At 57.2% G+C, this 7,121-nt stretch carries 4 protein-coding genes and 1 pseudogene; all 5 read left to right on the top strand.

The window, feature by feature from the left end:
- The first annotated feature begins 391 nt into the window (after positions 1–391).
- Entirely contained in the window at positions 392–1,879 is a 1,488-nt protein-coding gene (gene araA / locus PBA01S_RS07725) for an L-arabinose isomerase (RefSeq protein WP_127575724.1), read from the top strand.
- Between the two features lie 153 nt (positions 1,880–2,032).
- Positions 2,033–3,133 (top strand): GntR family transcriptional regulator, encoded by a 1,101-nt coding sequence (locus tag PBA01S_RS07720; RefSeq protein WP_028537407.1) that lies wholly within the window; start codon positions 2,033–2,035, stop codon positions 3,131–3,133.
- A 178-nt stretch (positions 3,134–3,311) separates the two neighbouring features.
- The gene (gene araD / locus PBA01S_RS07715; protein WP_085278100.1) at positions 3,312–4,007 is read left to right on the top strand and encodes an L-ribulose-5-phosphate 4-epimerase; all 696 of its coding nucleotides are present in this window, start codon (positions 3,312–3,314) and stop codon (positions 4,005–4,007) included.
- 26 nt (positions 4,008–4,033) lie between these two features.
- Entirely contained in the window at positions 4,034–5,710 is a 1,677-nt protein-coding gene (locus tag PBA01S_RS07710) for a ribulokinase (protein WP_127575723.1), read from the top strand.
- A gap of 241 nt (positions 5,711–5,951) precedes the next feature.
- A pseudogene (locus PBA01S_RS23425) lies at positions 5,952–6,461 on the top strand (iron-containing alcohol dehydrogenase); the annotation flags it as partial.
- Between the last annotated feature and the right edge of the window lie 660 nt (positions 6,462–7,121).

Here is a 7,121-nt window from a genome sequence, read left to right as displayed (position 1 = left end):
GAATTGGGAGAAGGCGCAAATGAACAAAATAAGGGCGCTTCGGTCCGTTAGCACTGCAGGGATGGTGCTGGAAGCGCTGGATGGTGACGGAACCGGATGGAGTTGGCGTCGCAGCATGGTGATGGATAGTGTTGGCGATGATCGATGGAGCTTAATAGAACTGAATGGAACTGAATGGAGCTGGATGGAACCGAATGGTGCTAATGCCGCTGGGGCTCGTGCTGCCAAAAAACTCATTTTAATTTCGGGAACCCTATTGTCATTTGAAGTCACGGGAAGTACAATGAGGGTAATTCAACTTGTACGTACAATTAGTAATGAAGTGTCGGAATTAATAATATGGTATGTACAAGTTAGGGAGCAATCATTTTACCTAAGGAGGCGCTTTGGCATGAAATTGAAACCGCATTCATTTTGGTTCGTGACTGGCAGCCAGCATTTATATGGCCCTGAAACACTGGAGGAGGTAGCCGACCACTCCCGCATTATCGCAGAACAACTGGACCAAGACCCGGCGATTGGGTTCCCGGTGGTGTTCAAACCGATCGTGACGACACCGGACGAGATCTACAAGCTGATTCTAGCTGCAAATAGCGACGAGACTTGCGCGGGGATTATTACCTGGATGCACACGTTCTCGCCAGCCAAAATGTGGATCGCTGGCTTGTCTCAACTGCAAAAACCGCTGCTGCACTTCCATACGCAGTTTAACCGCGATATTCCGTGGGAAACGATTGATATGGACTTTATGAACTTGAACCAATCGGCGCATGGGGACCGCGAGTATGGACATATCGGTGCCCGGCTTGGGCTCAACCGCAAAATTGTCGTTGGACATTGGGAGGACGAGGAAGTTCGTGCATCGCTGGCGGGCTGGATGCGGACTGCGGTCGCTTACGCCGAGAGCCGGCAGCTGAAGGTGGCGCGCTTTGGCGATAACATGCGCGAAGTTGCCGTGACGGAAGGCGACAAGGTTGAAGCGCAAATCAAGTTCGGCTGGTCGGTGAACGGGTACGGCGTTGGCGATCTGGTGCAGGTGCTAAACGAAGTCACCGATGCGGAAGCCGAAGCGCTGCTGAAGGAATATGCCGAACAGTACACTATTACGCAAGCTGGTTTAAGCAGCGGGCCGGTTCGCGATTCCATCGCGTATCAGGCGAAGCTCGAAATTGCTATGAAACGCTTCTTAGAGCAAGGCGGCTTTGGGGCGTTTACGACGACGTTTGAGGATCTGCACGGACTCAAGCAACTCCCAGGTTTGGCTGTGCAGCGGTTGATGGAAGCCGGGTACGGTTTTGGCGGGGAAGGCGACTGGAAGACAGCGGCTCTGACTCGTGTGCTCAAAGTACTGGCGAACAACCAAAGCACCTCGTTTATGGAGGATTACACATATCATTTTGAGCCAGGCAATCACATGATTTTGGGCGCGCACATGCTGGAGGTATGCCCGACGATTGCGGCGACGAAGCCAACGATTGAAGTGCATCCGCTGGGCATCGGCGGCAAAGCCGATCCGGCACGGATGGTGTTCGACGGTCAGGCAGGTCCGGCGGTCAACGCTTCGCTTGTGGATTTGGGCCATCGCTTCCGATTGCTGGTTAACGTGGTTGACGGCGTGAAGGTGGAAAAGCCGATGCCGAAGCTGCCGGTAGCCCGCGTGTTGTGGAAGCCGCAGCCTTCGTTGCGTGAATCGGCGGAAGCGTGGATTTTGGCCGGCGGTGCGCATCATACGGTGCTGTCCTACGCAATTACGGCCGAGAACCTGTCCGACTGGGCGGAAATGGCCGGTATCGAAGCGGTGATCATCGACAAGGATACCTCGGTACCTCGCTTCAAGAACGAGCTGCGCTGGAGCGATGCGGCTTACCGGTTGCGCTAATCGCATCGGCAGTGACGCGAGTTGCAGCGGTTTGACGCCAAACTGGCTTGCTATTGGATAAGGTGTGGAAACAGCCCTCTGCGTTCGCCCGGCCTATGTTACAATAACGGGTAGTAAAAGAGAACGGTGGCATTGGTGAAGGGTGGACGAAACATGAATGACCGGAAAATTCCGAAATATATGCAGCTGAAAAACGAACTATTGTCTTGGCTTGAGCAAGGAAAGCTTCAGCCTGGGAAACAGGTTCCGTCAGAGAACGAAATTGCCGAGCAGTTTGGCTTAAGCCGGCAGACGGTACGGCAAACGTTTGGCGAACTGGAGAAGGAAGGCTGGCTGGAGCGCATCCAGGGCAAAGGTACGTTTGTCCGGCATCCCGCCCGCCGGGAGAGCGAAGCGGTGAAGACGATCGGCATTATGACGACGTATATTTCCGATTATATTTTTCCCCATATCGTTCGAGGGGCGGAAGCGGAGCTGCGCCAACATGGGTATCGCTTGATGCTGTCGAGCACGGACAACACGAAGGAGAAGGAACGGGACAGCCTGCAGCTCATGACGAGCCAGCCGCTCAGCGGACTGATTATCGAGCCGACAAAGAGTGCGGAGGGGAACCCGAATTTGGGGTATTTTTTGGAGTTGCAGGAGAAGGGGATTCCGTATTTGATGATCAATGCGAGATACCCTGAGCTTGAATGTCCGTGCCTGAAGGTGAACGACGAGGCGGGAGGCCGGAAGGCAGCGCTGTATTTGCTGGAAAAAGGGCACCGGCAGATCGCTGGATTTTTCAAAAGAGATGACCTGCAGGGCGTTAACCGGCTAAAAGGGTTCCTATCCGCCCATCGGGACTTTGGGATTACGGTGTCGCCGCAGCACGTGGTGACGTTTACGACGGAGCAAAAAGGTGATTACACCTATCAAAAAGCGCTGGAATTGCTGCAAAAATCGGAGGATCAGCGGCCAACCGCATTGGTATGTTACAACGACGAGTTAGCGGTGCGGCTGATGGACGCTGCCGCCGCGTGCGGCTTGCGGATTCCCGAGGATTTGTCCGTTATCGGCTTTGACGACTCCAGCCTGGCGTCGGCCTCGGGCACGAAGCTGACGACGCTGACCCACCCCAAAACGGCGATGGGCGAGCTTGCCGCCCGCCAGCTAATCGGGATGATCGAACGGGGAGAGGCGCCGGGCGATACGGTGTTTGAACCGGAGCTGATTGAACGGGATTCGGTGCTGGAACGAACGGTTTTGAAATAAACTGGTACAAGAGAGCTATCAGATCAGACACAACGGGAAATAGACCACTTGGGGGTCACCGTCCTGCTGGAGATCGGCTGGGCGGTGACGCTTTGAGCCGGAATAGGTGCTTGGTAACTTGTACGTACCTTTTATGGTGTTGAAAGACATGGGAGAAGGAAAGGGGACGAAGCTTGCGATGTTGGAAGCCTTAAAACAGCAGGTTTGGGAAGCCAATTTGGAGCTTCCGAAGTATGGACTGGTCACGTTTACGTGGGGAAACGTCAGCGGGATTGACCGGGAGAGCGGACTGTTTGTCATTAAACCGAGCGGCGTGCCGTATGAGGAATTAAAGCCGGAGCATATGGTTGTGGTCGACCTGGACGGTAATGTGGTGGAAGGCAATCTGCGCCCGTCCTCGGATACGCCAACGCACCGGGTGTTATATCGTGAATTCCCCGATATCGGCGGGGTTGTGCATACCCATTCGCCGTGGGGAACTAGCTGGGCCCAGGCCGGGCGGTCGTTACCGGCGTATGGAACGACGCATGCGGATTATTTTTATGGAGAGATTCCGGTGACGCGGCCGATGACACGAGTCGAAATTGAAGGCGCTTACGAATTAGAGACAGGAAATGTAATCGTAGAGCGGTTTAACGAGCTGGGACTGGATCCGAACCAGGTGCCGGGAGTGCTCGTGCATTCGCATGCGCCGTTTGTTTGGGGCAAGGATGCGCATAATGCAGTCCATAACGCGGTCGTGTTGGAAGAGGTGGCGAAGATCGCCGCTCGCATGCTGCAGATCAATCCGAATACGCCGGCGATGGATCAGGCACTGCTGGATCGGCATTTTTTGCGGAAGCATGGAGCCAATGCCTATTACGGGCAGAAATAACGAGAACATAGCAGGGAGGGGTTACGATGAGCAAGGGGAAAAAATACACGATTGGCATTGACTACGGCACCCAGTCCGGCCGCGCCGTGCTGGTGGATTTGTCGGACGGACGCGAAGTCGCCGATCATGTGACGCCGTATCCGCACCATGTGATTGATGAGCGGTTGCCTGGCTCCGGGATCAAACTGGAGCACGACTGGGCCTTACAGCATCCCGGCGATTATATTGAGGTGCTGCGTCGCTCGGTGCCTGCAGTGCTCCAGGAATCGGGTATCGATCCGGCGGATGTGATCGGGATTGGGATCGATTTTACCGCCTGCACGATGCTGCCGGTGGACGCGCAAGGCCAGCCGCTCAGCTTCGATCCGGCGTTAGCCGATAACCCGCATAGCTGGGTGAAGCTGTGGAAGCACCATGCGGCTCAGCCGGAGGCAGATAAAATCAACGCGATTGCGGCGGAGCGGGGAGAAGCGTTTTTGGCGCGGTACGGCGGGAAGATTTCGTCCGAGTGGATGATTGCAAAAGTATGGCAAATTCTCGATGAAGCGCCGGAGATTTACGAGAAGGCGGATCTTTTTCTGGAAGCGACCGACTGGGTTATCGCGCAAATGACCGGCAACATCGTCCGCAACAGCTGCACAGCGGGATACAAAGCGATTTGGCATAAGCAGGACGGATATCCGAGCAAGGAGTATTTTAAAGCGCTGGATCCTCGTCTGGAGCATTTGACGGATACCAAACTGCGCGGCGACGTGATCCCGCTGGGGACGAACGCGGGCGGACTGCTGCCGGAGATGGCCGAGATGATGGGCCTGACGCCGGGCATTGCCGTGGCCGTGGGCAACGTGGACGCCCATGCCGCCGTACCGGCGGTTGGCGTTGTGACGCCGGGCAAGCTGGTGATGGCGATGGGGACCTCCATTTGCCACATGCTGCTGGGGACGGAAGAGAAGCAAGTGGAAGGCATGTGCGGCGTCGTTGAGGACGGGATCATCCCTGGCTTTTACGGCTATGAAGCTGGGCAATCGGCTGTGGGGGATATTTTTGAATGGTATGTTGAGGAAGCGTTGCCTGCGTACGTGAAAGAAGCGGCAGAGAAGGAAGGCCTGAACGTTCACCAATGGCTGGAGCGGGAAGCGGCGGCGTATAAACCGGGACAAACCGGTCTGTTGGCGCTCGACTGGTGGAACGGCAACCGGTCCGTGCTGGTGGATACGGATTTGACCGGCATGATCCTCGGGATGACGCTGCTGACCAAACCGCAGGAGATTTATCGGGCGCTGCTGGAGGCAACGGCTTTTGGTACGCGCAAAATAATCGATGCGTTTGTTCGAAATGGGGTGCAAGTGGACGCGTTGTATGCCTGCGGCGGACTGCCGCAGAAAAACCGCCTGCTGATGCAGATCTATGCGGATGTGACGAACCGCGAGATTTTTGTGGCAGATTCCAAGCAGACGCCGGCCCTCGGCGCGGCGATGTTCGCAGCGGTGGCGGCAGGCGCGGAAGCGGGCGGCTACGACTCGATTCTGGATGCAGCCCAGAACATGGCTCGCGTTAAAGAAGAAACGTTCAAGCCGATCCCGGCGCACGTTGAAGTGTACGAGAAGCTGTATCAAGAATACAGCCAGCTGCACGACTACTTCGGCCGCGGCGCAAACGACGTGATGAAGCTGCTGAAGCGAATCAAGCAATCGGCGGAGTAAGCCAGAACCAGTGTTGACGAGAGTGATGGAGAGGAATAAGGCATTTTTTCGATATTAAGGAAATGTGGCGAACCGTCGATCCTGAAGGCGTTTGACCTAAGTTCATGAGCGTTCGAGCAGGAACTGTAGGGTGCTGAGAGTGATGGGTTAGGGAACCTTTTTGTCTGTTCGTAGAAGTGTGGCATTGGTAGGGCCATGAGGGTTGTGAAGTGGTTTCCAGAAAATTGCAGGAGGTTGATGGATGGTCAAGGGAGGGAAATTCATGCTGCAAGACAGAACGTTGGAGCCGTTGAAGGTGATTGAACTCGACCGCGGGGTCATCCGGAAGGTTGCTCCTTACTTGCGAGAACAAGGTTATCGCCAAATCCTGCTGGTGGCGGACGATCACACGTATGCGGCGGCGGGAGAGCAGCTGATGGGTTTGCTAGAAGTAGCGGGCGTGAAGACGCGCGTTGTTCTCATTCAACCGGATGCGCAAGGCGATGTAGTTGCTGACGAGATTGCGATCGTTCAGCTGTTGCTGGAGATCCGTCCTGACGAGACGGATGCGCTTCTGGCGGTGGGCTCCGGGACGATCCACGACATCGTCCGGTTTGCCGCCCACAAAACGGGCAAGCCGTTTGTGTCAGTGCCGACCGCGCCGTCCGTGGACGGCTTCACCTCGGCGGGCGCGCCGCTGATTGTGCGAGGGGTCAAAAAGACGGTGCCGGCGGTGCCGCCGGTGGCGATTTTCGCTGACCTCGACATCCTGATGGCGGCCCCGCAGCGGTTGGTGGCTGCGGGCTTTGGCGATATGCTCGGGAAATACACGAGCCTGTTCGATTGGAAGTTCTCCCACCTGACAGCGGGGGAACCTTATGACGAACAGGCGGCGGCGATTACCGAGCGCGCGCTGTGCAGCTGCGTGTCGCACGCCGAAGCCATCGGCGCGCGCACGGAAGAAGGGATCCGCGCCTTGATGACGGCGCTGATCGAATCGGGCATCGCCATGCTGCTGTTCGGGCAGTCGCACCCGGCCTCCGGCGCAGAGCACCATCTCTCCCATTATTGGGAGATGGAGTATTTGCGCCAGGGCCGTCGAGCGCTGCTGCACGGTGCCAAAGTTGGCGTTGCCTGTGCGGAAATCGCCCGCGTGTACCACGCCGCGGGCGAAGGGACGCTCCCGGGCGCCGAGCCTGCGGCGCTCCGGGAGCACCGGGAGCAGGTCCGCGCCTGGCTGCGGGACCTGCCCGGCGAAGCCGAGCTCCGCGGCCTGCTGCGCCAGGCCGGCGGGCCGTCCACCCTCGCCGAGCTGGGCATCGGCGAGGAGCTGTTCGCGCGCAGCCTGCGCGAAGCCCATCGCGTGCGCGACCGCCGCACGCTGCTGCGGGCGCTCAACGAGGCGGAGCAGGCCTAGCGCGCGAACCTGCCC

Source organism: Paenibacillus barengoltzii NBRC 101215 (assembly GCF_004000745.1).
Lineage (GTDB): Bacteria > Bacillota > Bacilli > Paenibacillales > Paenibacillaceae > Fontibacillus > Fontibacillus barengoltzii.
This window is presented reverse-complemented; position numbering and strand designations above follow the sequence as displayed.

What these genes read in the sequence shown, in the direction of transcription:
- araA (WP_127575724.1), top strand. Translation starts at nt 392, where the DNA reads ATGAAATTGAAACCGCATTCATTTTGGTTCGTGACTGGCAGCCAGCAT.
- PBA01S_RS07720 (WP_028537407.1), top strand. Translation starts at nt 2,033, where the DNA reads ATGAATGACCGGAAAATTCCGAAATATATGCAGCTGAAAAACGAACTA.
- araD (WP_085278100.1), top strand. Translation starts at nt 3,312, where the DNA reads ATGTTGGAAGCCTTAAAACAGCAGGTTTGGGAAGCCAATTTGGAGCTT.
- PBA01S_RS07710 (WP_127575723.1), top strand. Translation starts at nt 4,034, where the DNA reads ATGAGCAAGGGGAAAAAATACACGATTGGCATTGACTACGGCACCCAG.